Here is a 22,500-nt window from a genome sequence, read left to right on the forward strand (position 1 = left end):
GATATGGTGCGGACATGCTGTTCGGGGGCAACGGCCCCATGCCGGCTTGGATCACGCGTTGCTTGCCGCCGGCGGGTGCCCGGCGGAACCCCATGATAATTTGAGGAAACGGCCAGATGGTCTCGCCCACATATGAGGAAGTCGCCCGGCGTCTGCGTCAGGCCTATGATGGCACGGCCATCGCACCGCTGCGCGACGCGTTGGACCCGCTGGATGCCGATGGCGCCTATGCCATTCAGGCCCTCAATACCCAATGGTGGCAGGGACAGGGCCGTAAAATCGTGGGGCGCAAGGCCGGCCTGACGGCCAAGGCCGTGCAAAAGCAGCTGGGGGTGGACCAGCCGGATTTCGGCGTGCTGTTCGATGATATGCGCATTGCCGATGGCGGTTTCCTGGACCCGGCCAGAACCTTGCAGCCGAAGGCAGAGGCGGAAGTGGCGCTGATCCTGGGTCAGGCCCTGCCCAGCACGACTACCAGCGCCGCCGATGTGGCGGCAGCGGTCGCCAGCGTGCATGCCGCGATTGAAATCGTGGACAGCCGTATCGCCAACTGGGCCATCACCTTCGCGGATACCGTCGCCGATAACGGCTCCTCGGCCTTCTTCGTGATCAGCGCGGAGGGCAGGCCGTTGGCCGGGCTGGATCTCTATACCTGCGGCATGGTGCTGGAGGTGGATGGGGCCATTGCGTCACTGGGGGCGGGAGCTGCCTGCCTGGGCCATCCGTTGAATGCGGCGGCCTGGCTGGCCAGTACGCTGGCCGCCCGTGGGCAGCCGTTGCAGGCCGGCGACATCCTGCTGACCGGTGCCTTGGGGCCGATGGTGCCACTGGTGCCGGGGCAGACGGTCACCGCAAAGGTGGGCGGGCTTGGCAACTGCTCCTTCACCTATGCCGCCGGGTGATACCGGCGGTCAGAAGCCCTGACCCCCGGTATCGGGCACCGGCTATGGTCCAACCCTATTCCCGCACCACATAGGTATAGAACCGGATGCGCCCATCGGCATCCTGCTTGCGATAGACGCCCTGGATTTCATTGTCGAAGCCGGGGAACAGGTTGGCCCCCTTCTCGAACACTTTCAGGTAATCGATCATGGGGCGAGCGGCTTCTGTCAGCCGCTCCCCCGGCAGGACAGTGGCGATGCCGGGCGGATAGACCAGCATCAAGGTCGTGGCGATGCGGCCCGGCAACTGGTCCAGGGTAACGAAATCCACCTTGTTACGGACCAGCTGCTTGGCCGCCTTATGCGGCAGCATGGCCATTTCCGGCAGATGTTCGGGCCGGAACTGGGCACGCTGCAACGCGCTGATATTATGCTCGCGATAGAAGGCGTGGATATCGCGGCACAGATCGCCCAGACGCACGCCGTTATAACGCGGGGCTCGCCGGCGCACGAAATCGGGCATGATGTCGTCCAGCAGGGCATTGTCGTCATGCAGCCGCTTGAAGAAGATCAGTGCGCTCATCAACCCGCCGGCCTTGCTGCTTTCCACGCCGGGCGTCAGCAGGAACAACAGCGAATTCAGGTCGTTCTTTTCCGGTACGATCTGGTTTTCGCGTAAGTATTCGGCCACCACCGGGGCTGGGATTCCCTGATCTTGATAGGCACCGGTGCGCCGGTCGAAACCGGGGGTCAGGATCGTGAGCTTGTTGGGGTCGGTCATGGCATAGTTGGGGCCCAGATGGCTGAACCCATGCCAGCCGCGCCCCGGCTCCAGCATCCAATGTGAAGGATCGCGGGCCAGCTCATCCGTCGGCACGTCTTCCCACCGCACATCGCGCCCCTCAAACCGGGTGACGTCAGGCACGAACGGGTCGAAGAACCACTGGCGGGCGGGATCGCTTTCCTTGTCGATGAATTCCCGCGCGATGGCGCGCAGCTTCTTGCGGGTCTCGATGCCCAGGCGGATCGTGTCGTCCCACAGTACCTCGCCCGACTTGCCCTTCATCATCTGCGCGCCGACATCCAGGGAGGCGAAGATGGGATAGAAGGGGCTGGTCGAGGCGTGTTGTAGGAAGCTTTCATTGAATCGGCGATGTTCGACGCGGCGTTCGATATCGCCGATATGCTTGTCCTTCACATGGATCTGTGAGGCCTGGCTGAAGCTGGCCAGCTGCTTATGCGTGGACTGGGTGGTGATGATGCCGGGGCTGTCGGGACCCAGGTTCTTCACCCCCATGCCGTATCGGCCCTGGAACAGCGGGTGGAATTTCATGAAGCCGGCCCAGGCCTCATCGAACATGATGTAGTCACACAGCGGCCCCAGCTTTTCGACCAGCATGTCGGCATTGTTGATGGTGCCGTCATAGGAACATTGCTGGATCACGGCCACGCGGAACGGGCGCGGCTTCTTCCAGGCATCGGGGTCCTTCACCCAGGGGCTGGTGCGGATCTTCTCCCGGATCTTGTCCTCGTCCAGCGCCTCGTAATCGATGGGGCCGATCAGGCCGTGGGCGTTGCGGTCGGTTTCCAGGAAGATCGGCGTGCCCTGACCCAGCAGCAGGGCGCCATGATGGGCGGCCTTGTGGTTGTTGCGGTCGAACAGGACAAGGTCGTCTTCCGCTACCAACGCGCCCAGAACCACCTTGTTGGAGGCCGAGGTGCCGTTCAGCACGAAATAGGTGCGTTCCGCCCCGAAAATCTTGGCAGCTTCCTTCTGTGCGCGCAGCGCCGGCCCCTCATGCACCAGCAGGTCGCCCAGATCGACGACGGAATTATCCAGATCGTCGCGGAAAATCGCCTCGCCCAGATGCTCCACAAAAATGCGGCCGATGGGGCTGCGGCTATAGAAGATGCCGCCATTATGGCCCGGACAGGTCCACATCTGGTTGCCTTCCTCGGCATAATCGACCAGGGCGCCGAAGAACGGCGTCTTCAGGGTTTCGGCATATTGGCGCAGGCGGCTGATCAGGTTTTTGGCGATGAATTGCGGCGTTTCCTCGGCCAGGAAGACATAGCCGTCGATCTCCCGCATCACCTCGACCGGGATATCCTCCAGCCGCTTGCGCCGCACCAGCAGCACGATGGGCATTTCCAGCCCGCGCGCCCGCACCAGGGAGATCAGGGCGGCCGCCTTTCCCTCCGACCAGCGCTTGCCCCAGTCCAGCACCATGCAGCCGATGGCGGCATCTGTACGGATGGCCAATTCCGCATCCTCGATGCGCCGCGCCTTGGTCACCTCGAAGCCCAGACGCTCCACCTCCCCGATAATGTCCTGAAGCCGCGACCCCTCCAGTTCATCCGCCTCAAAGGCGGGGGCGCAGACCAGGAAATTGAAGCGGCGGAAGAAATCCATCGGTGAGCCTCCAGAAGCCACGCATGTGACAGGGAACGAAAATCAGCGGCTGCACAATGCCCCGTTCATCGCCGTAAAAGAAGTTACAAAGAAATGTCTGCCGCTGCCGCCCCTGCGCCGTAAGATAGATGGCGACCCATCACCGCGCCCGCCGCCGCAGAAGATAGAGCGGCACCGTCAGCAGCAGGATCAAGGCGGCGACCCCCAACATCCACGCCTCCGACAGGGCGATGATCAGGATGCCGAAGCCCAGCCCCGCGATGGCGGCTCCCCGCACCCGCAGCCGTTCCATCCCCGCCGGCACCTCCCCCGACAGGCGCAGCAGCGATAGGCAGGCATAGACATAGACCAGCACATTCAGGATCACCGCCATGTTGATCACCATGCTGAACTGTTCGCCCAGTGTGGCCGACAGGGTGGAGATGCAGACGATGGTCATCAGGATGGCAGTGACGATCAGGTTGCGCGACGGCGCGCCATGGGCGTTGATGCGGGACAGCATGCGCGGGAACAGGCCCAGTTCGGCCGCCGCCTCCGCCGTTTCGGCCCCCACCAGCATCCATCCGGCCAGGGTGCCCGCCGCCTTCACCATGGCACATAGCGCCAGGATGCTGGCCGCCACCGGTCCCCAGATGCGGGCCGCCACCTCCGCGAATGGTGCGGTGGAGGCTGCCAGTTCCGCCGCCGGCATCACGCCCGACAGGGCCGTGCAGGCAATGATATAGGTGATGCCCGCCACCCCGATGCCGCCCGCCGTGGCCAACGGCACATCGCGTTCCGGCCGCTTCACCACCGCCGCCACGATGGCGGCACTTTCCAGGCCCAGGAAGGCCCAGATGATCAGGCCCAGCGAGGCGGTGATGGCCGACAGGTCCGACCCGCCCGTCACATTCCAGGAGGCCCGGAATATCTCCGGATCAAACCACGCCCAGCCCAGCCCGCCGACCAGCAGCACTGGTGCCAGCCCCAGCACCAGGGCCACCCCCTCGAACCGTGCGATCAGGCGCGCACCCCACAGATTGATCAGCGTCATCAGCCAGATGATGGCAATGGTCACCCCGGCCAGCACCATCGGCACCTTGATCGACGCAAAGAAGGTGCCCAGATAGCCGGTGACGGCCAGCGCGATGGCGACATTCCCGAACCATGTGGCGATCCAGTAGACGAAGGCCGACTGAAAGCCCAGATAACGGCCCAGCGCATCATGCACCTGCCCCGTCAGGCCCAGCCCGCCGGGCCGCATCATGGCCAAGCGTGAACAGACCCAGCCCAGGATCAGGCACCCCAGCAGCACCGCGATCCAGCCGATCAGGGTGATGGACCCGATGGCGCCCAGGCTGACCGGCAGCAGAAAGATGCCCGACCCGATCATATTGCCCGCGACGATGGCCCCGGCCCCCAGGGGGCCGATCTTCTGGCTGCGGTTTCTCATGGGCCGGCCCCGTGCGGAGGGTAGAAATCCTGGCCAGCCTGTCGCATGCCAAACCTCCCGTATCGTCCGGCCCGCCGGGGCCTATGGAAAGCCTACCCGTTATTCCGCATCCGTCCAGGGTTCAGGGGAGCGTTGCCCCCCTAAATCCGCCGGGCATGGATATCGGCAATGATCTCCCGCGCGGCATTATGGCCCGGCGCGCCGGTGACGCCGCCGCCCGGATGGGTGCCGGACCCGCACTGGTACAGGCCCTTGACGGGCGTGCGGTAATCGGCATGGCCCAGCATGGGGCGGGCGGAGAAAATCTGGTTCAGGTCCAGGGCGCCATGGAAAATGTCGCCTCCGACCAGCCCGAAGGTCCGCTCCAGGTCCAGCGGGCTGTTGATCTGCCGGCCAATGACCGACGCCTTGAAATTGGGGGCGTAGCGGTTGACGGTGTCGATCATCAGGTCGGCCACCGTTTCGCGGTGATCGTCCCAAGAGGCGCCATCGGGCAGTTCCGGGGCCACATGCTGACAGAACAGGCTGGCTACATGCTGCCCCAGCGGTGCCAGGGTGCTGTCGAGGGTGGAGGGGATCAGCACCTCCACGATGGGGTTCTTGGACCAGCCATCGCGGCGCGCATCCATGAAGGCGCGGTCCATGTAATCCAGCCCCGGCGCGATGATGATGCCTGCCGTATGGTGCGGGGCGCGGTCCTTGCCGGGCAGGCTGGTGAAATCGGGCAGTTCCGACAGCGCCACATTCATGCGGAAGGTGCCGGACCCGCAGCGCCAGCTATTGATGCGGCGGTTGAATTCCGCCGGCTGCTCGTTGGCGGCTACCAGCTTGCCGAACAGCAGGCGCGGGTTCAGGTTGGACACGACCAGCCGGCCCCGTACGGCGGTGCCGTTGGCGGTGACAGCCCCCACGGCCCGGCCCTTTTCGATGATCACTTCCGTCACGGCGGCATCGGTGATGATCTCCACCCCCGCCGCCATCGCCGACTTGGCCATGGCCTGGGTGATGGCGCCCATGCCGCCAATGGCGTGGCCCCAGGCGCCCTTCTTGCCATTCACCTCGCCGAACACATGGTGCAGCAGGACATAGGCCGAACCGGGCGTATAAGGGCTGGCGAAATTGCCCACGATACTGTCGAAGCCGAACACCGCCTTCACCGGAACGCTCTCGAACCAGCGGTCCAGATAATGGCCGGCGGACATGGCGAACAGGTCCAGCAATTCGCGCTGCAGGTCGATATCCAGCCGGTTCAGCCGCCCGCCCAGCCGCGCCATCTTCAACAGTTCCGGCAGGGCCGCGAACAGCCCGCCCTGCACCACGTTCGGCGGGGTTTGCAGCACCAGATCGCGCAGTACATCGGCAATGGCCCCCGTCACCCGATCGTAATCATCCAGCCGTTCGGCATCCCGGGCGGAGAATTTCGCCACCTGCCGCTTGGTCAGTCCGTTGCCGCCCGTCATCAGGTGGGTGCCATCATCAAACGGCAGGAAGTTCGACACTTCCCGTTCCACCACCCTCAACCCATGGGCCGCCAGATCCATGTCCTGGATGACCTTGGGGTTCAGCAGCGAGACGGTATAGGCGGCGACGGAGTTGCGGAAGCCGGGATGGAATTCCTCCGTCACCGCCGCCCCGCCCACCACATGCCGGCGTTCCAGCACCGTGACCGACAGGCCGGCCTTGGCCAGATATGTGGCACAGACCAGACCATTATGGCCGCCCCCGATGATCACGACGTCGCGCATGGAACCTGTCCTTCTTAAGGGAAAATTATGATCAACCGATGCGCCCGCTCCACCCCGGTGCCGGGGCGTGGGGCAGGCGGCTTTCGGGGATCAGCGTACGGATACGCCGGGCAAAGCTGCGCAGCGACATCTCGTTACGGCCCAGCGGGCCGGTCGTATAGGCACGGCTGCCCATGCCCTGCTGCACCCGTTCGATCAATGTCTTGTCCTCCAGGCTGACCTGCCGGTTGATGCGCCAGTTGGCATAGCGCGCGGCCCGCATCTCCCGCCGGGCATCGGGATGCACATAGGCGATCTCCCGGATCACGCTGTCGGTGGGGGAGGTGGGGATCCACTGCATGAAGTCGATCTGATCGGGATAGATGTCGAACGCCTGATTGGGCCAGAGCTTGAAATAGGTCCAGAGCCGCTGCCGTTCTGCCGGCAGATGGGGAACCGCCGGCAGATAGGTCTGATAGAACCGTTCCGACCGGTTCTTCGACGGCACGTCGATCAGATGGCCCCACATCTTGTCGACCCATTCCCGTGCCTCCAACCCGTAGCCCTGGCCGAACAGGCGGGTCAGGCCGGGATGGGCGACATTGATATGCAGGCTGTCGGAATAATTATCGCCGACATTCTTCCAGTTGACGGCCCGTGGCCGCAGCGTGACCCGGCCCAGCGGCACCAGTTCGGACAGGCGGTAGGGTTCGATCTCATGCTCATAGGGCCGCATCATCTCGGCCACGCTGGGCCCGCCGGCCTCCAGACGGATGAAGATGAAGCCGTGATAGATCTCATGCTCCACGGCCAGCAGCGGATAATCGGCCAGCTGGAAATCCGGGAATTCCCGGCGATGCGGCACACCCAGCAGGGTGCCGTCGGTGCCATAGGTCCAGGCATGGTATGGGCAGGTGATGCGCCGCCCGCAATTCCCGGCCTCCCCGTCCAGAAGGCGGGCCGCGCGGTGGCGGCAGAGATTGTGGAAGGCGCGGACCACCCCGTCATCGCCCCGCAGCACCACGATATTTTCGCCCATGAACGCGAAGCTGTGATAATCGCCCGGCTGCGGAATATCGTTATTGTGACAGACGATCTGCCATGCCCGGCGGAAGATCACCTCCCGCTCCACCGCCAGGAAATCCGCGTCGCGATAGATCCATCCCGGCAGGCTGACATCATCATCGGCGTCGGGGATCGCATCGGCCATGGAACCATTCCTTCCGCACAGCATGTCAACTTGTTGAACATTCGTGCAACAGGGTGCGCCTGTCAACTGGCCTGCCATCGCCGCTTTGCGCGCGACAGGGCCGAAGGGTACATGATAAACGACCACGCCGCCGGAAATGGAGAGTTGCATGGCCACGCCCCCCCGGAAATTTTCCCGCATCCAGCCAGAGCTGCGCCGGGAACATCTGGTCGCGGCGACCCTGCGCTGTCTGGCGGAAAATGGCCATGCCGGCGTGTCGGTGCGCAAGATCGCGGCGGCTGCCGATGTCTCCATCGGTCTGATCAACCATTACTATCCCAGCATCGACCAATTGATCAGCCACGCCTATGAGACGCTGTCCGGCGGCATTGCCGATGGCCTGCTGAAGGCGTCGGAGGCGGGGACCGACCCGCGCGACAGCCTGTCCCGCTTCATTGCGGAAAGCTTCGGCCCGGCCATCCTGGACCCCAAGATGCTGGGCGTGTGGGTGGTGTTCTGGAGCATGGTGCGCCATTCCGCCGACATGGCCGCCGTACAGCAGCGGACCTATGGCCAATATCGCGCCGCCCTTGAACGCCATCTGGGCGCACTGGCCGAACAGAAGGGTCTGCCGGCCATGAATGTCCGGGCGGCGGCCACCGCGCTGAACGCTCTGCTGGACGGTCTCTGGCTCACCTGGTGCTTGAACCCCGCCGATTTTAGCGTGGCGGAAGGGGTTGCCATGTGCGAGGGCTGGGTGGACGCCTTCGCCGCCGGTCTGTTTGTTGAGCGTCTGAAGGCCTGACTGTTAGTCCCACAGCCTACGCACCAGCGCCATCATCTGCCGCGCCTCGGCCCAGCGGTCGGTCAATTCCCGCCCGCCCGCATCCACCACGGCATAGGGGGGTGGCCCCAACTCCACCATGAAGCTCAACGTATCGTCCGCTGCTGCCTGTTCCCGCCACTGCGCGAAGCCCTGCCGCCACCAGCCCAGAAACAGCTCCAGCCAGGGCTGGTGATGTCCGCCGATGGGCGCCTGCACCTGATGCGCGGTGGCGATGCGGCCATGAAAGGCCCTTGCCTGACGCAGGACGCGGGCGATGGCGGCGTGCTTGGCCGGGTCCAATGGCAGGTCCCATTCCCCGGCCACCACATAATGGCAAAGGTCGGCGGTCAGCGGGATGTGGGGCAGGGCGTCCAGCATGCGCAGGAAGAACGGCAGATCCTGGGTCAGTCGGGCGCGGTGCGTCTCGTAGAAGATCGGCAGTCCCGCCCGCTCGCGCACCCGCTCCATGCCATCCACCAGCCGGACCGCATCGGCCACCCGGTTCATCGGCCCGGCGATCTGTACGTTCAGATGGTGGGCCGACAATGACGCCGCCTCGTCTGCGAACCGGTCCAGTTCGTCGGCGCTGCGCACAAGCACCTGCGCTTCCCAGGCCAGGCCGCGTTCATTCATGAAGCGGGATGTGATGGCGGTGCGTTCCTTGCGCACCAGATTGGTGCCCGCCCCGTCGAACCCGGCATCGATAATCGCCTGCAACGCCGTTTCAAGGTCGTTCCAGACATCGAAGCCCGGACATTGATCCATCCCCCAGACGGATTGCAGGATCAGAAGACGGGGCATGGAACCCTCCCGGTGGCCGATGCACCTGCTTCGCTCCTTCCGGCTTTCCCGTCCAATCGCAATCGCTCAACAACCCATGCGCGGATGCTATGACCCGGCCAGAGAGGAGGCCGCTTCCTGTCGCACGGCGTCGGCCAGCCAGGAAACCGGCGGCGGCGTGGGGCCGATATCGGGTTCCAGCAGGGTGAAGTCAAAGCCGATGGCGGGCCGCACAGGCCGTACCGTCACCCCCAGCCGGCGGAACAGCCGGGCCGAAAACGGCTCCACAATGGCCAGACCCAGCCCAGCCTCGACATAGGCATAGATGGGCAAAGACTGCTGGCATTCCAGCAGCCGTTCCACCATCACCCCATGCGCCGCCAGGGCGGCATCGATGCCATTCCACAGGGCATCGGCCTCATGCATCGGGCCGATGAAGCTTTCGCCGGTCAGGTCGCTCACCTGCAGACTATCCTTCTTGGCCAGCCGGTGTCCGGGGGGCAGGGCGCAGACATAATCGGCGCGGATCAGGGGCGTGACGCGGATACCCTCGCGCGGAGCGGATGCCACGCCGATGCCCAGATCGGCCTGCCCCAGAAATACCCTGTCCTCAATGGCGCGTTGCCCCAGCGCCTCCACCGTCACTTTCACTTCCCCGTGCCGTTCCCGAAACCGGGCCAGGACCGGGGGCAGAACGGCGGTGGCGATGGCCGACAGGCAGGCGATACGCACCGTTCCCACGGGATGCGCCCGGATGCGCCGTGCCGCCTGGGTCAGCAGGTCCAGGCCCGTGAAGGATCGCTGCACCGCCTCGAACAGCGTCTCCGCCTGGGCTGTTGGATGTACCCGCCCACCCCGCCGTTCAAACAGCGGGAAGCCCACCGCATATTCCAAATCGGCGATCAGGCGGCTGACCGATGGCTGGGAGATGTTCAGCATAGCGGATGCGGCGGTCACTCCGCCGCTCATCATCACCGCCCTGAACGCCTCAATCTGTCGCATCCGCATGGGGACATAGTATTCACGAATGAACACGTGACGCAATTCGATTGGATGCGATGGCTGGTCCGGCGGCAGAATGGTTTCAACAACAGCCCGTACCCGGAGGAAACCATGAAGTACGAACAGCAGCGCGAACAGTTCCAGCGTGAAGGCTACGCGGTTTTCGAACGCGTGCTGGAAGGTGAATTGCTGGATATCCTGCGCGCGCAATGTGGCCGCATGGTGGAGCGGGAGGATGCGCGGCTGGACGCGCTGGGCGTCGATGTCGATGGCATCACCCATCGTGGCAACCGCTATTTCGCAGGCGAATGCCAGCGGGTTCAGCCGGAACTTCGCGAAATGCTGTTCTCCGACGTAATGGCCGATATCTGCCGCGCTACCATCGGCGACGACGCCTATTTCTTCTATGATCAATATGTGGTGAAGGGCGCTGGCGGCGGCATGTCCTTCAGCTGGCATCAGGATAGCGGCTATGTCGTGGGCAATGGCGGCCCGCCGGACCACAAGCCCTATCTGACCTGTTGGTGCACCCTGGACGATACAACCATCGAAAACGGCACTGTCCGCGTCCTGCCCTTCAGCCAGGTTCCCGCCACCCGCGACGGCATCGTCCCGCATGTGCGCCAGCCTGGCACCAACGATCTGGTCGGCTGGACCGGGGATGAGGAAGGGGTGGTGGTGGAGGTTCCGGCCGGCAGCATCGTCGCCTTCTCCTCCTTGCTGCTGCATGCCACGGGCGCCAACCGCACCGACCGCATGCGCCGCGTCTATCTGGCCCAATACAGCCCGGAAGTGATCTTGAATCCCGGCACCAAACAGCTGCGCCGCAACGCCATCCCAGTGCTGCGCAATGGCAAACAGGTGACGTTCGCCTGAGGGGGTGGCGGGCGGAATTGCTGACTTTCCGCCCGCTTCCTGTTATGCTGTCGCCATCATGGCCATTTCCGTCTTTCCCGATCCGACGCTGTACGTTTTCGGGTCAGGAAAGGCGCGCACCCGCGAAACACCCCTTTATTTTGTGTTTCATTCGGTTGCACGGGCTCGCCTCCATTCGGAGCGGGCCTGTGCGCGTCTCCGAACGGCACCAGCCTCAACCGTCACCCCGCCACCACCGCCTGCGCCGTCTCCCGCAGGGCCTTCACAAACGCGGTAACCGCCGCACTCTGGCTGCGGTTGCGCAGAAGGTGGATGCCGTCATTGGTTTGTTCGCCCGCCGCCATGGCATAACAGGTCAGGGACCCGTCCTTGCTGGCGGCCAGGGCCGTTGACCGGGGCACGACGGTGATGGCCGGCCCCTGCCGCACCACCTCCAGACAGGCAAGCGTGCTGTCCAGCTCATAGTCTGGGAAACTGCGCTGGGCGATGCGGGTGCGGATGGCGGGGGCGAAGCGGTGCTCGCTGCCCGGTGCCGGGCGGGGCAGGGCCCAGGGCCTCTGTTCCACCGCCTCTCGCCGTCCCCGCCCCTCGGGCAGGGGGTGGGATGTTGCGGTGACAATCATCAGCGGTTCACGCGGCAGGGCCGTCACCACCACCTCGTCGGCATAGGCGGACCCGTCGAACTTGCTGATATCGCAAACGACAAGGTCCAGCGACCGGTCGACCAGACCTTGCAGCAGCACATCCGCCGTCCCGCCGGTCACGGTGACCCGCACCCCCTCATGCGCCGCCCCGAACCGCCCGATGGCGCGGGTCAGCAGCGGGTTCATCGGATAAGGGCCGGCCCCGACCCGGACCGTGCCTGACCCCGGACGGGTCAACTGGTTGGCGGCACTATCCAGGTTCCCCGCCGCGGCCAGCACATCCTGCACGGGCCGGATCAGCCGGTCGCCGGCATCGGTGGGCCGGACATAATGGGTGGTGCGGTCGAACAGGACGGCACCCAGCTCCTCCTCCAGCTTCTGGAGGCTGCGGCTCAATGCCGATTGGGTGATGGCCAGTTCGTCGGCGGCCCGCGCAAAGCTTTGCAGACGGTACAGCGCCTCGAAATGCTGAAGCCGGCGCAGGTTCATGACGCCCCTCCGATGAAGAACCGGGTGATCCAGCCCGTCAGCCTTCCATAGGGGGCGGCGACAAGGTGGGATTGGTTGAAGCGGCCCATGCGCAGGACCGCGCGGGCATGCGACAGGCGCAGAAAGCCCTCCTGCCCGTGATAGGCGCCGGTGCCGCTGTCGCCGACGCCGCCAAAGGGCAGATCCTCCTGCCCGACATGCAGCATGGTGGCATTCACCGTCACCCCGCCCGACCGCGTACCGCTCAGCACTTCCGTCACGCGGTCGCCATCGTCGGAATAGCAGTAAAGGGCCAGCGGCTTAGGCCGGTCATTGATGAAGGCCAGCGCATCCTCCACCCGGTCATAGGGCAGGATGGGCAGGACCGGCCCGAAAATCTCCTCCCGCATGGCCATGCTGTCGGTGGGCGGGTCGATCAGCAGGGTCGGCGGGAACAGGCGCCGGGCCGTGTCGCCTGCGTCACGGTGGCGGACCACCCGGCCACCCGCCTCATCCACCATCGCCGACAGTCGGGCATGGTGGCGGTCGGTGATGATGCTTGTATAGTCCGGGTTGCCATTGATGCCGGGATACATCTCCTCCGCCCGCCGGATCAGGATTTGTGCGAAATTCTCCATGCGGTCGCGCGGCACCAGCACATAGTCGGGCGCCACGCAGGTCTGGCCGGCATTGAAGAACTTGCCCATGGCGATGGTGCGCGCCGCCTTGTCCAGCGGATAGTCGGGCAGGATCAGGACCGGTGACTTGCCGCCCAGTTCCAGTGTGACGGGCGTCAGATTGTCCGCCGCCGCCTGCATCACCGCCCGCCCGACACGGGTGGACCCGGTAAAGACCAGATGATCGAAGGGCAGGCGGGAGAATGCGGCAGCCATATCCGCTCCGCCGGTCACGACCGCCACCTGATCCTTTGGGAACAGGGTGCCCAGCAGGGTGCGCAGCAACTCCCCCGTGCGTGGTGCCAGTTCCGACGGCTTGATCATCACCCGGTTGCCCGCCGCCAGCGCATCGACCAGCGGTCCGAGCGTCAGGAAAAGCGGGTAGTTCCAGGGTGACAGGATGCCGACGACGCCCAGCGGCTGATATTCCACCCGCGCCGTCGCCGGCTGGAACGCCAGCCCCGCCATCCGCCGCCGGGGCCGCATCCAGCCCTTCAGGTGTCGGCGGACATGGCGGATACCGTTCAGCAGCGGCATCAGTTCGCCCAACTCCGTCTCCTGCCGGGCGCGGTTGCCGAAATCGGCGCTGACGGCGGTGATCAGGTCCCCCTGGTGCCGGCGGACCAGGCGCGCCAGACCGTCAAGGGCCGCCAGCCGCTCCTTCAGGTCCGGCGCACCGTGACGCTTCACCGCCTCTTGCTGGCGAGCCAGCAGGCCTTGCAGGTCCGGCACCCCGTCCATCACGTTTCCTCAAGGTTTCGTTCAATTGCTCATCCCGAACATACATGGCCAAAGGCTTGTTGATGCATCCATGGAAATCATCAGGTGATGATTTTTTGGCAAGATCACCATTGGACCACCCCGAATATCATCGCCGAAGTTGCAAGGCGGAACCCGATGACACTTCCATATCTGATTGTGGGCAGCCTGCTGTTCATCATTGTGCTGCACCACCTTCTGGGGCAGACCGCGCGGGAAGGAATGCCGGACCGTGAAGCGGCCTTGAACCGTTTTCGCGACATCCTGCCGGACGTGCCCGCTGCCGGTGCGGCCCTGTCCCGTGACGGGCTGTCGGCCCTGATCGACTTGGGGACGGCTAACCGTTTTGGCCTGCTGCTGATCATGGGCCGATACGCCACGGCGCGGGTGGTGGGGGCGGAGAGTGTGACCGGCTGGGACCTGCGGGATAATGTTCTGATCCTGTCGCTGGCCGACTTCACGGCCCCGTCCTTCCGTCTTTCCTTCGCGGATCCGGCGGAGGCGGCGCACTGGCGGGCGCTGTTTGATGCGTTGCGCAATAAATAACGACAATATCTGGGAAGAAACGATGCCGGACAACCTGAGCTATCCCGATGTCGCCACCCTGGCCAGCCCGGTTTATCTGCTGCTGCTGGTCCTTGAACTGCTGCTGATGCGCATGAACCTGCTGCGCGCGCATTATGAGACGCGGGACAGCGCCGCAAGTCTGGCCATGGGGGTCGGCTATGTCATTACCGGCCTGTTCTCCGGTCTGCTGATCGGCGGCGGCATTTCGGCCATCATGTTCTGGGTCTATGACCATCGCCTGTTTGATATCGGAACGTCCGTCTGGGCCATCGTCGCCTGCTTCCTGATCGACGACATGCGCTATTACTGGGCGCACCGGTTCATGCACCGCATCCGCTGGCTCTGGGCCAGCCATGTCGTCCATCATTCCAGCCAGCATTTCAACTTCGCCACGGCCCTGCGCCAACCCTGGACGGGTGCCATCATGGGCCTGTTCGTGCTGAAGCTGCCTTTGGCCTTCCTGGGATTCCACCCGGCCATCCTGATCTTCGCCTCGTCCCTGAACCTGCTGTACCAGTTCTGGATCCATACGGAATCCATCCGCCGCATGCCTGCCTGGTTCGAAGCGGTGATGAACACGCCCTCCCATCACCGCGTTCACCATGGCTCGAACCCCCGCTATCTGGACTGCAACTATGCCGGCACCCTGATCATCTGGGACAAGCTGTTCGGTACCTTCGTGCCGGAGCAGGATGATGATCCGGTGCGGTTCGGGCTGGTGCGTGATTTGGGTACCTTCAACCCGCTGCGTATCGCCTTTCATGAATTTGTCGGCATTGCCAAGGATCAGGCGCAGCGCGGCCTCTGCCTACGCGACCGCTTCCTGTATCTGTTCGGCCCGCCGGGGTGGAGCCATGATGGCAGCCGTGACGGCACCGACAAGATCAAGGCGGCCTTCCTGCGCCGTCATCCGGAACAGGCGGGCACGCCCGGTCTGCCGCCAGCCACCGGTGCGGGCATGCCCGTGATGGCGCGGGAGTTGGCCGATGCTGCTGGCGGTCAGTGATGCGATCCTGGCGCTGGCCTGCCTCTGGGCCGGCTGGACCCTTCTGACGGAACTGGCGACGGGTGCCGTCCGGCTGCTGGCCGCCGCGATCCTGGCCCTGGCCATACCGTCCGCCCTGGGCACTCTGCACTTTGCCGGGTGGGAGCCGGAATGGCTGACCGTCCTGTATCAGGATACGTCTGAGATTTACGCCCTGCTGGGCTTCGCCACCATTGCCATGGCCCTTTTCCTGCTGCCCGGCACGCGCCGTGCGTCCTGGGTGATGGGGATCACGGTCCTGCTGGTCGGTGGTCTGATCCTGGCAGGGCAGAAGCCCCTGGTCGGGCAGCTATCCAGCCTGTTCATCCTGGCCGGCACCCTGCGTTTGCTGGCACCAAGCAAAGGCCGGGTGCGGCTTTGGCTGGTCCTCTCCATGGTGGGCGTCGTTCTGGCCGCCCTTACGAGGGTGCCGGGACTGATGGGGCCGGATGCCCGCATCATCGGGCTGCATCTGGGGCTGTCGCTTTGGGTGGCGACTATGGCGGCGGGGGTACGGGGTTATGTATCGTCGTCGCCCAGGATTGACTGAATGTTCCGGGCACCATGCAGGATGTGAAGAACGAGTATTTTATCGGTCTCAACGCGGTAGAGGATAACGTATTTGCCGTGGGCGCATTTGCGGATGCCTTCGCGTTCATGTCCGTCAAGTAGCGGATGCCTGTGCGGATGCAGGGCAAGCGAACGGGCTTTGCCGATCAGTTCTTCAGCGAAACTCTCGGCGCGGCCTGCGTTATCAGCGGCGATGAAGTCTGCGATCTCTTCAACTTCACGACCGGAGCGCCGAGAGAAAACAACTTTTACTGTTTCTCCTGCTCTGCTGCCATTGCCGCGTATTTGGCTTTAAGTCTGGCAAGCAATTCCTCCGCAGGCTCCACCCGGCCAGCCGCAATGTCTTCCAGGCTTTCAGCGATGGCAGCTTCTATTTCAACCGAGGCATCCACCTGCTCCGTCTGATCCCGCCGGATCAGGTCACGGATATAGTCGCTGACGCTGGCATATTGGCCGCTGTCGATACGGGACTGGACCCAGTCGCGCATGCGGTCGGGCACCGAAACGTTCATGGTCGCCATCACGGTCTCCCTCTCAATTCGATCCCCATCATGCCATTTTTTGCCAAAGCCTGCCAAGACGGAGACCCTGCCTTGACCCGTGCCGCCCTGTCGCTGCGTCTGTTCGCCCTGTATCTGGGGGCCAATGGTCTGATCCTGCTGCTGGTCCCCAATCTGCTGTTGGCCCTGCTGGGACTGGCCCCGACGGAAGAACCGTGGATACGGGTCCTGGGGATTATCGTCTTCAATTTGGCGCTTTACTATCATGCCGGTGCCGACGGCGTGCCGTTTCAGCGGATCACCGTGGTCACGCGGGTCATTGTGCTGGTGGGCTTTTCGGGCTTGGTCCTGGCGGGTCTGGCGCCCGGCCTGCTGATCCTGTTCGGGCTGGTGGATTTCACAGGCGCCATCTGGACGGCACTGGCCATTCGGCGGGACCGGGCTGTTTCCCAGAACGCATCACCATAGGCATCGCAATTCCCCTAACGTCTGACGGGCAGCAACCAGGGACGGAGAAAAGCGATGGGCACGGGGGCAAGCCTGAATGCGGGAGAACGCGCCGCCAGCTTTGCCCGGCTGGAAGGCGAACTGTTCGATCTGGCCGTCATCGGCGGCGGCATTACCGGGGCGGGCATCGCCCGTGACGCGGCCCTGCGCGGCCTGTCCGTTGCCCTGCTGGAGGCGCAGGATTACGCATCCGGCACCAGCAGCCGGTCATCCAAGATGATCCATGGCGGTCTGCGCTATTTGGCGCAGGGCGACGTGGCCCTGGTGCGGGAAAGTGCCTCGGAGCGGCAGGTGCTGCGCCGCATTGCTCCGCATCTGGCACGGATCACGCCCTTTGTGATCCCCACCACCTCGCTGGCCACCCAGGCCAAGCTGCGCGCCGCCCTGTGGAGCTTTGAGAAGCTGGGCGGCGTGCCGGCGGCGGAACAGCATGAGGTCTGGGGACTGGATGAACTGGCGCGACGGGAACCGCATCTGCGCCGTGACCGGCTGAACGGCGCCGTGGCCTATCCGGAATTCCTGACCGACGATGCCCGCCTGACCCTAGCCAATCTCCGCTCCGCTGCTGCTGCCGGGGCTGTGGTCATGAACCACGCGCGGGTGGAAAGCCTGATGGAGGAGGGGGGGCGGGCCGTCGGCCTGATCGCCCGCTCCACCCTTGCGGGTGAGGAGAACGCGGCCCGTATCAGGGCGCGGGTCATCGTGAACGCCGCTGGTCCCTGGGTGGATGGGGTGCGGGCGCTGGCGGCAGGAGATGGCGACCGCCGGCTTGCCATCTCCAAAGGCATCCATATCGTACTGCCGCGCGGCATGCTGCCGGTGACGTCCACGCTGATCCTGCGCGCGCCGGACAAGCGCAATATCTTCGCCGTCCCGCGCGGGAACTTCACCTATCTGGGCACCACCGACCAGTTCCAGGAAAGTGTCGATTACTGGCCGGAGATTGGCCGTGCCGATATCGATTACCTGCTGAATGCCACCCAGGCCGCCATGGATGTGCCCGCCATCCGCGACCGGGATATCGTCTCCCTGTGGGCCGGTATCCGCCCCCTGATTGGGGAGGCCGGAAAGAAGGCGACGGAAGTGTCGCGCAAGGATGAGATGTGGGTGGGCCCCAGCGGCGTGATCGCCATCGCGGGCGGCAAGCTGTCGGCCTATCGCGCCATGGCGTCCCGCATCGTGGATGAGGTTGCGGGGCGGCTGGGCCGCCGCACGCCGCCCTGCCTGACAGCTGACCTGCCCCTGCCCGGTGGGGAGCGTGTTTTGGACGGAGATGACCGCCTTGACCGTCTTTACGGTACGGAGGCTGCGCTGATCCGTGCCGTAGGCGGTGATGTGGCGGCGGAGGCCCGACACGCCACCATGCATGAAGGGGCCGCGACGTTGGAGGATTACTGGGTCCGGCGCAGCGCCAGGGCCTGGTTCGACACCGACGCGGGCCGCGCAGCCCTGGCCCCGGCGGCAGAGGCCATGGGCCGGCTGCTGGGCTGGGATGACCGCCGCATCGCCGCCGAAATCCATCATTGCCTGCAACTGGACCGGAACAGCCGGCGGGCCTTGTCGCCCGGACCGGGGGGAGAATAACAATGACCATCGCCACCCAACTGGCCGAACGGATTGGCCGCGACAAGGTGCTGGGCGACGCCGAAACGCTGCGTGCCCGCCGCTATGACCAATGGTGTGTGAAGCATCTGCGCGACTGGCGCGGTGAGCATGTGCCTGCACCCGGCATCGTGGTCCGGCCCGAAAGCGTGGCCGATGTCCGTCAGGTCGTACTGTTCGCCAATGAACGGCGCATTCCCCTGATCCCCTTCGGTCTGGGCAGCGGTGTCTGCGGCGGGGTGGAGCCGACGCCGGAGGCCATCCTGCTGGATATGGGCGGCATGGCGTCAGTGCGGTTCATTGATGAGACGAACCTGCTGGCCAGCTTCGATGCCGGCATGAACGGGTTGCTGGCGGAGGAAACGGTGGCGGCGCATGGTCTGACCATCGGTCACTGGCCGCAATCAATCGGGATCAGCAGCGTCGGTGGCTGGGTATCCACCCGCGCCTCGGGCCAGTACTCCACCGCCTATGGCAATATCGAGGACATGATCTACGCGGTTGAGGCGGTCATGCCCGACGGTAACGTTGTCACCCTGGGAAAGGCGCCTCGCGCTGCGGCGGGGCCGGACCTGCGCCATCTGCTGATGGGGGCGGAGGGGAGTATGGGCGTGGTCACGGGCGTCACCCTGTCGCTGCGCCGGGCCGCCCCTTTCCGGCAATGTTCCGTCTTCTTCGCCAGAGACATGGAGGCGGGGTTCGAGGCACAGCGCCGGATCATCCAGGCCGATTGGAAGCCGCCGGTGATGCGCCAGTATGACGGGCGGGAAGTACGACGCCTGTTCAAGGATTTCCAGCGCGACGGCAAGTCCATGCTGCTGATGGTGCATGAAGGTCCACGCGAACGGGTGGAGGCGGAGATGCCAGCCGTGGCCGCCATCGCGACCGCGGCGGGGTTGGAACCGGGCGATCCGGCGGCGGCTGAACAATGGCTGGCGCGCCGTAACCATGTGCCCACCTGGAAGGACATGTTCGAACGCGGCTATGTGGCCGATACCGCCGAAATCTCCGGCACCTGGACTCAGATCGCCGATATCTATAACGACGTCATCCGCGACCTGAACGGGGTCGAAGGCGTCATTAATGCGTCGGCGCACAGTTCCCATGTCTACCGTTCCGGGATTAACCTGTATTTCTCCTTCGCCGCGACGTTCGAGGATACAGGCTCCATGGAACCCGCCTATTTCGAATGTTGGCGCCGCATCATGGAGGCCACGGCCCGCCATGGCGGCGGGGTGGCGCACCATCATGGCGCGGGCCGCCTGCGCAAGCCTTATCTGGCCCATGACCTGGGTGCCGGCGGCGTGGCGCTGCTACGCCGGCTTAAGTCTGCCATGGACCCGAACGGCATCATGAACCCCGGCAACCTGATCCCCGATGCCTGAACTGCTGCTGGCCCTGGACTGTGGCACCACGGGTGCCCGCGCCCTGCTGGTCGATGCGGACGGCACGGTGCTGGCCAGCGCCAAGCAGCCGATCCCGTCTGCCTTTCCCGCCCCCGGTCGGGTGGAGCAGGATGGGGAACAGGTCTGGTCCATCTGCCAAACGGTGATCGCGCAGGCACTGGATCGGGCTGGGCGTTCGATGTGGGACGTGGCCGCCATCGGCGTCACGACGCAGCGATCCAGCACGGTCCTGTGGGAACGCGCAACCGGTTTCCCTGTGGCGCCGATCCTGGTCTGGAGCGACCTGCGCGGCATGGACCGGTACAAGCAATTGCGCGCCGCCGGCTTCACGCTCTGGCCGCAGGTGCCGGCAGCGAAGCTGGAGGCGGCGCTTGATCAGGTCCCCGATTGCCGTGCCCGCATGGCGCGGGGTGACCTGTGCTGGGGCACACTGGACAGCTATCTGATCTTCCGCCTGACGGGTGGTGGGGCGCATGTCACCGATATCGGCTCGGCCTGGCTGTCGGGCTATATCGGTTATCCCGATCATGCCGGCTGGAACCCCGCCCTGATCGCGCATCAAGGGCTGGAAGCCGGTCTGTTTCCCGCCATCGCCGACAGTTGGGGTCCCATCGGGCAAACCGACCCATCGCTATTCGGCGCATCCGTGCCCGTGACGGCGGTCATCGCGGATCAGCAGGCGGGCATGCTGGCCCATGGGCGGCTGTCGGCGGGGGCCTGGAAAGCCACCTATGGCACCTCCGGCGTCCTGATGGTCTCCACCGGCGCCACCCCGGTCAGCCCGCATCGCACCATCCCCATCCAGGCCATGACCAAGGCACGGGAGGATATCTCCTGGTGCGTGGAAGGCATGGTGATCAGCTGCGGCGCCTTCCTGACCTGGCTGTGCCAGGAGATGGGCATGTTCGCCGATGCTGCCGCCCTGTCCGACGCTGCCGCCAGTGTGCCGGACACGCGCGGCGTCGTTGTCCGCCCGTCCCTGCAGGGGCTGGGCGCGCCGCACGGGCGGTTTCATGAACGCGCCTTGATATCCGGTCTGGATGCCGGTGCTGGCCGCGCCCATGTGGCCCGTGCAGCCTTGCAGGGCCTTGGCTTCCGCATGATGGAAATTGCCCGCGCCGTGGCCGCAACGCCCGGCCTTGTCACGCCCGATCACCTGCCTGTCGATGGCGGTGTCAGCGCCAGTGCCCCGCTGTTGCAGATGCAGGCGGACGCACTGGGCCTGCCCGTCCGCCGACATATTGTGAAGGAGGCGACGGCCTATGGCGCCGCCATTGCCGCCGGTTTGGGCGCCGGGGTGATTACCACGGCCGATCTGCCCCGCTTCGCCCGCTATGATGCGGAATTCACGCCGTGCATTGGCCGCGACGAAGCGGAAGCCACCTATCAGGCCTGGGCCAAGGTCGCCCTGGCCTGAACCCTTAAGCGGCCTCCGCCGGCTTCAGCACCGGTTGCAGCAGATGCAGCCAGCCCAGTGCCAGCAGGTAGGACACCGACACCAGCGCGAACATGGGGGAATAGGACCCGCCCGTCGCCAGCACCCAGCCGGCGGCTTGCAGCACCGCCATGCCCGCCAGATTGCCACACAGCGCCCCGATGGAAATGACGGTCGCGATCCGGCCTTGCGGGATGATGTCCGTGGCGGTGGCGAACAGGTTGACGGAGAAACCCTGATGGGCGGCCAAGGTCAGGCCCAGCAGCGCCACGGCCAACCAGTAATTCTGCACCAGCAGCACCAGCGGCACCGGCAGCACCAGCAGGGCACAGATCAGTAGGGTCAGCTTGCGCGCGCGATTGATGCTCATCCCCGCCGCCAGCATGCGGCCCGACACATAGCCGCCGGCCAACGACCCGGAGGCGGCGATGGCGTAGATGGTGGCCAGCGGTACGCCGAAGCTGCGCATGTCCAGCCCGAAAACACGGGTGAACAGGTCGGGCATCCACATCAAGAGAAACCACCAGACCTGATCGGAAAACACCTTCGCCCCGGCAAAGGCCCAGGTGCGGCGGTCTGTCAGGACCTGACCCCAGGACACCTTGGCCCCGCCCGTGACGGCGACAGGGGTCGGGGGTGTCTGGAAATAGGGCAGGCGGGTCAGCGCCCACCAGGCGACAACCCACACCAGCCCCAGTCCACCCATGATGTAGAAGGCCCACCGCCAGCCATAAGACAGCGCGATGACGGGCACCAGCAGGGGCGCGATGATGGCCCCGATATTGCCCGCCGCATTGACAAAGCCCAGGGCCAGGGAACGTTCATTGGCCTGGAACCAGACGGAGACGGTCTTGATGGCCGCCGGCGTGCCCAAAGCCTCGGTCGCACCCAGGGCGACCCGGACCAGCTTGAACTCCGTCAGGGTGGTGGCCATGCCATGGACGATGGCGGCAAGGCTCCACGAACCGACGGCGGCGGGATTGCCAACACGCCAGCCCATACGGTCGATCATCCAGCCGGCAAAGACGAAGGCGACAGCCGCTGCCCCCTGGAACATGGCGACCAGCGTGCCGTAGTCGGCATCGCTCCACCCCAGTTCCTTTTCCAACATGGGTTTCAGCACTGCGATGATCTGCCGGTCCGTGTAGTTCAGGATGCCCGCCATCATGACGAGCGCCAGCAGCAGGGTACGGTGAATGCCGAAACGCATGGGGGTGT

The 22,500-nt window shown here is 64.9% G+C and carries 21 protein-coding genes; 10 read left to right on the top strand and 11 right to left on the bottom strand.

Annotated elements, in window-relative coordinates; genetic code table 11:
• Positions 1–116 precede the first annotated feature (116 nt).
• Positions 117–902: a 2-keto-4-pentenoate hydratase gene (locus tag ACT6Q8_RS06435; RefSeq protein WP_444734928.1), complete on the top strand. Its 786-nt coding sequence runs from the start codon at positions 117–119 to the stop codon at positions 900–902.
• Between the two features lie 55 nt (positions 903–957).
• Here the strand turns inward: ACT6Q8_RS06435 and ACT6Q8_RS06440 are convergent, their stop codons facing one another.
• From ACT6Q8_RS06440 to ACT6Q8_RS06455, 4 genes are all read right to left on the bottom strand, one after another.
• A complete protein-coding gene (locus ACT6Q8_RS06440) occupies positions 958–3,294 on the bottom strand; it encodes an Orn/Lys/Arg decarboxylase N-terminal domain-containing protein (protein WP_054166192.1) in 2,337 nt (778 codons plus the stop codon).
• 139 nt (positions 3,295–3,433) lie between these two features.
• Positions 3,434–4,726 (bottom strand): amino acid permease, encoded by a 1,293-nt coding sequence (locus ACT6Q8_RS06445; protein WP_444734929.1) that lies wholly within the window; start codon positions 4,724–4,726, stop codon positions 3,434–3,436.
• A 140-nt stretch (positions 4,727–4,866) separates the two neighbouring features.
• On the bottom strand, positions 4,867–6,471 hold the full coding sequence (locus ACT6Q8_RS06450) for a phytoene desaturase family protein (protein WP_444734930.1): 1,605 nt from the start codon (positions 6,469–6,471) through the stop codon (positions 4,867–4,869).
• Positions 6,472–6,502: 31 nt separating this feature from the next.
• A complete protein-coding gene (locus ACT6Q8_RS06455) occupies positions 6,503–7,660 on the bottom strand; it encodes an aromatic ring-hydroxylating oxygenase subunit alpha (RefSeq protein WP_082371966.1) in 1,158 nt (385 codons plus the stop codon).
• Between the two features lie 148 nt (positions 7,661–7,808).
• On the opposite strand from ACT6Q8_RS06455, the gene ACT6Q8_RS06460 reads away from it, so the two are divergent.
• Positions 7,809–8,444 (top strand): TetR/AcrR family transcriptional regulator, encoded by a 636-nt coding sequence (locus ACT6Q8_RS06460; RefSeq protein WP_444734931.1) that lies wholly within the window; start codon positions 7,809–7,811, stop codon positions 8,442–8,444.
• Between the two features lie 3 nt (positions 8,445–8,447).
• Here ACT6Q8_RS06460 and ACT6Q8_RS06465 read toward each other — a convergent pair whose 3' ends face one another.
• On the bottom strand, positions 8,448–9,266 hold the full coding sequence (locus tag ACT6Q8_RS06465; protein WP_444734932.1) for a sugar phosphate isomerase/epimerase family protein: 819 nt from the start codon (positions 9,264–9,266) through the stop codon (positions 8,448–8,450).
• An 87-nt stretch (positions 9,267–9,353) separates the two neighbouring features.
• Positions 9,354–10,253 carry a LysR substrate-binding domain-containing protein gene (locus ACT6Q8_RS06470; protein WP_444734933.1) on the bottom strand — a complete coding sequence of 300 codons (900 nt, stop codon included), beginning with the start codon at positions 10,251–10,253 and terminating at the stop codon, positions 9,354–9,356.
• A gap of 27 nt (positions 10,254–10,280) precedes the next feature.
• On the opposite strand from ACT6Q8_RS06470, the gene ACT6Q8_RS06475 reads away from it, so the two are divergent.
• Positions 10,281–11,123: a phytanoyl-CoA dioxygenase family protein gene (locus ACT6Q8_RS06475; protein WP_444734934.1), complete on the top strand. Its 843-nt coding sequence runs from the start codon at positions 10,281–10,283 to the stop codon at positions 11,121–11,123.
• Between the two features lie 221 nt (positions 11,124–11,344).
• Here ACT6Q8_RS06475 and ACT6Q8_RS06480 read toward each other — a convergent pair whose 3' ends face one another.
• Both ACT6Q8_RS06480 and ACT6Q8_RS06485 read right to left on the bottom strand, forming a co-directional pair.
• A complete protein-coding gene (locus ACT6Q8_RS06480; RefSeq protein ID WP_444734935.1) occupies positions 11,345–12,256 on the bottom strand; it encodes a LysR family transcriptional regulator in 912 nt (303 codons plus the stop codon).
• The gene (locus ACT6Q8_RS06485) at positions 12,253–13,653 is read right to left on the bottom strand and encodes a coniferyl aldehyde dehydrogenase (protein ID WP_444734936.1); all 1,401 of its coding nucleotides are present in this window, start codon (positions 13,651–13,653) and stop codon (positions 12,253–12,255) included. Before ACT6Q8_RS06485 ends, ACT6Q8_RS06480 begins: the two co-directional genes overlap by 4 nt.
• Before the next feature lie 156 nt (positions 13,654–13,809).
• Here ACT6Q8_RS06485 and ACT6Q8_RS06490 point away from each other — a divergent pair, with 156 nt between their 5' ends.
• Genes ACT6Q8_RS06490 through ACT6Q8_RS06500 form a run of 3 tightly spaced genes read left to right on the top strand, consistent with a single transcriptional unit; the run spans position 13,810 to position 15,812 of the window.
• The gene (locus tag ACT6Q8_RS06490; protein ID WP_444734937.1) at positions 13,810–14,217 is read left to right on the top strand and encodes a hypothetical protein; all 408 of its coding nucleotides are present in this window, start codon (positions 13,810–13,812) and stop codon (positions 14,215–14,217) included.
• A gap of 22 nt (positions 14,218–14,239) precedes the next feature.
• Complete coding sequence (locus tag ACT6Q8_RS06495) at positions 14,240–15,244, top strand: sterol desaturase family protein (protein ID WP_054166182.1); 1,005 nt, start codon at positions 14,240–14,242, stop codon at positions 15,242–15,244.
• Positions 15,225–15,812, top strand: coding sequence for a hypothetical protein (locus tag ACT6Q8_RS06500; RefSeq protein WP_444734938.1), 588 nt, complete (start codon positions 15,225–15,227; stop codon positions 15,810–15,812). Before ACT6Q8_RS06495 ends, ACT6Q8_RS06500 begins: the two co-directional genes overlap by 20 nt.
• Here the strand turns inward: ACT6Q8_RS06500 and ACT6Q8_RS06505 are convergent.
• Together ACT6Q8_RS06505 and ACT6Q8_RS06510 are read right to left on the bottom strand one after the other, a co-directional pair.
• The gene (locus ACT6Q8_RS06505) at positions 15,782–16,117 is read right to left on the bottom strand and encodes a type II toxin-antitoxin system RelE/ParE family toxin (RefSeq protein WP_082371972.1); all 336 of its coding nucleotides are present in this window, start codon (positions 16,115–16,117) and stop codon (positions 15,782–15,784) included. The genes ACT6Q8_RS06500 and ACT6Q8_RS06505 overlap by 31 nt on opposite strands.
• Positions 16,081–16,353 carry a ribbon-helix-helix domain-containing protein gene (locus tag ACT6Q8_RS06510; protein WP_054166180.1) on the bottom strand — a complete coding sequence of 91 codons (273 nt, stop codon included), beginning with the start codon at positions 16,351–16,353 and terminating at the stop codon, positions 16,081–16,083. The genes ACT6Q8_RS06505 and ACT6Q8_RS06510 overlap by 37 nt, the downstream gene beginning before the upstream one ends.
• Positions 16,354–16,425: 72 nt before the next feature.
• Between ACT6Q8_RS06510 and ACT6Q8_RS06515 the strand changes: the two genes are divergently transcribed.
• The 4 genes from ACT6Q8_RS06515 to ACT6Q8_RS06530 are packed head-to-tail and all read left to right on the top strand — an operon-like array spanning position 16,426 to position 21,264.
• Positions 16,426–16,800 carry a hypothetical protein gene (locus ACT6Q8_RS06515; RefSeq protein ID WP_444734939.1) on the top strand — a complete coding sequence of 125 codons (375 nt, stop codon included), beginning with the start codon at positions 16,426–16,428 and terminating at the stop codon, positions 16,798–16,800.
• A gap of 54 nt (positions 16,801–16,854) precedes the next feature.
• Positions 16,855–18,423: a glycerol-3-phosphate dehydrogenase/oxidase gene (locus ACT6Q8_RS06520; protein WP_444734940.1), complete on the top strand. Its 1,569-nt coding sequence runs from the start codon at positions 16,855–16,857 to the stop codon at positions 18,421–18,423.
• A 2-nt stretch (positions 18,424–18,425) separates the two neighbouring features.
• On the top strand, positions 18,426–19,826 hold the full coding sequence (locus ACT6Q8_RS06525) for an FAD-binding oxidoreductase (RefSeq protein WP_444734941.1): 1,401 nt from the start codon (positions 18,426–18,428) through the stop codon (positions 19,824–19,826).
• Positions 19,819–21,264, top strand: coding sequence for an FGGY family carbohydrate kinase (locus tag ACT6Q8_RS06530; protein ID WP_444734942.1), 1,446 nt, complete (start codon positions 19,819–19,821; stop codon positions 21,262–21,264). Before ACT6Q8_RS06525 ends, ACT6Q8_RS06530 begins: the two co-directional genes overlap by 8 nt.
• A gap of 4 nt (positions 21,265–21,268) precedes the next feature.
• On the opposite strand, the gene ACT6Q8_RS06535 is transcribed toward ACT6Q8_RS06530, so the two are convergent.
• Complete coding sequence (locus tag ACT6Q8_RS06535; protein WP_444734943.1) at positions 21,269–22,492, bottom strand: MFS transporter; 1,224 nt, start codon at positions 22,490–22,492, stop codon at positions 21,269–21,271.
• Positions 22,493–22,500: the final 8 nt, after the last annotated feature.

Origin of the sequence: Niveispirillum sp. (genome assembly GCF_052437035.1) — a bacterium.
Classification (GTDB): domain Bacteria; phylum Pseudomonadota; class Alphaproteobacteria; order Azospirillales; family Azospirillaceae; genus Niveispirillum.